This window comes from Paraburkholderia rhynchosiae (assembly GCF_002879865.1).
Lineage (GTDB): Bacteria > Pseudomonadota > Gammaproteobacteria > Burkholderiales > Burkholderiaceae > Paraburkholderia > Paraburkholderia rhynchosiae.
In genome coordinates this window covers 1-1,973 of record NZ_PNXY01000090.1, presented here as the reverse complement: position 1 = coordinate 1,973, position 1,973 = coordinate 1, and the positions used below count along the sequence as shown (strand labels likewise).

Sequence of the window (1,973 nt, the reverse complement as noted above, 5' to 3'; positions counted from 1 at the left end):
GACGGTGGCGCCGGCGGCGGAGATATCGCCTGCGGCGTTCACCGTGTACTGGTTCGCGAGACCGTTGCCGGTCATCGTCACGGTGCCCGCGCTCGTGAGCGTCGCGCCCTGCTGCGCGTAGGTTGAGCCGGTCGTGATGTCGCCATCCGAGGTGACGACCGCGTTGCCGGCGGTCGCCGCAATCTGACCGAGCGTGTTGACGCCCATGCCGGCGGCCGTCGAGACGATATAGACCTGTCCGCTCGTGACCGATCCGTACTGGTTCGCGTCGATCGCGATACCGCCGTTGCCGATCGCGGCCGCGGTGTTGGCCGCGCCGTTGGACGCAGACGCATACGTGGCGCCTGACGCACCGGATGCCGTCGGACTCACGAGCTGATTGCCCGCGATCAGATTGACTTTCTGGTCGGCGCGCAGCGGCGCATTGAGATTGATCGTTTGCGCGATCACGTCGATGTTGCCGACGGTGCCTTCGATTCCGGCGCCGGGACCATTGACACCGGCCGGGCCGTTGATCGTCACATTCCCGGAAGACACGTTATAAGCGACGGCCCCTGCGCTGGCAAAGCCCGTTGACGCCCCGCCCACAGCGGTGAGAAACTGCGGCGTTCCCGTGGTCAGCACCAGACCCGGGGCATTGGTCAGCGAAAGACCATTGACGGACAGTCCATTCGGATTGCTTACGATGACGGTCGCCGGGGACCCGAAAATCTCTAGCGGGCCGAGCAGTGTGGAGGCCGGCCCGGTCGATGTCACCTGATTGACGATCGTCGTGGCGCTCCGACCGGCAAGATTCGGATTGGCCGCGAGCGTCCCGCCCAGCAGCGGTGTTCCCGGTATGAGACTGTTGTTCAGTACCAGTCCGCCAGCGTCGACACTGAACGACTGGTAGCTGTTGACGCTGATGCCGTTTGAGTTCGGCGCCGCAATGTTCACTGCGGGGATGCCCGTACTCGTCTGCGTGACGCCTGGCTGGAAGGCAATCGGTGCTCGCGGATCGACGATCGGCGCGGCCTGCGCCGGCTCGTTCATCAAGCTTAGCAGTGGCAACAGGTACATCACCGCCGACATGACGGAGGCAGTCGCCCGCATCCACAGCGGGCGGCGCATGTCCCTCTCCGGTCCTGCACTCAAGGCACCGCTCGCAAACCGGGCTGCTTCCCGCATGGAATTACGTTGTCCTAAGCGGGTGAAAATTTCGTGAGCCGGTCCGCGCATGATCTACCAGGTTATTCGTGTTATTCGGGGCTGCTTCAGGCGACTATATCGAACAGCGCGGTCGGGCGTTGTCAGGCAAGTCAGGCTTTGGACGTGCTGCCTTGATATGGGCCGATTACCAGAAGTCGGCCGACTATACATAAAAATGCGGCGCCTGAAAGTCACTGAATGTCAGCAATATTTAATTTGACGAAATTTCACAAAAAACCCTCGGATGTAGATCTACACCTTTACCGGATCTGCGGCGTGGCAACTGCGTCGTTCGGATATCGCATGTCAATGCAGTCGCCGCTGGCGCTAGACGATATGCGGTGTAGGCAGGGGCGCTTCAGAATTCCGGAAAGTACCGCACGCCAAGGGTCGGAGTTTCCGCCCGACGGGCGCTCTGGAGCTATCGTGCGGCGAAAGCCTGATTCATCTGGCGGGTGCGTTTGACCTCATCGCTCTGCAGGTAAATGGAGGTCGTCGCGATCGAGGCGTGACGCAGGTTATCCCGCACGGTCGTCAGTTCCGCCCCGCGGGCAAGTGCATGGGAGGCGTGCGTATGGCGCGTCCAGTGCGGGCTGGCGCGGTGCAGCTTTTCCGCAGCCGTCGGATGGTCGGCGCCGATGACGTCGGCAGCCTGATTGAAGAAGCGTCGCATCACGTTCCATAACCGGGTTCCGGTAATGCCCGTGGTGCTGTCCTGTTCGAGGTTCGCGACGAGCGGCGTTTTCGGATCCCAGCGCGCCGGTGTGACCGGAAGTTGACGCTGC

At 62.3% G+C, this 1,973-nt stretch carries 2 protein-coding genes; both read right to left on the bottom strand.

Going from position 1 to position 1,973, the window contains the following annotated elements; translation table 11 throughout:
- A partial coding sequence (locus C0Z16_RS36875) for a filamentous hemagglutinin N-terminal domain-containing protein (protein ID WP_244201525.1) occupies nt 1-1,110 on the bottom strand: 1,110 nt, incomplete at its 3' end.
- A 499-nt stretch (nt 1,111-1,609) separates the two neighbouring features.
- The coding region (locus tag C0Z16_RS36870) for a site-specific integrase (protein ID WP_146014422.1) at nt 1,610-1,973 on the bottom strand (364 nt) is incomplete at its 5' end.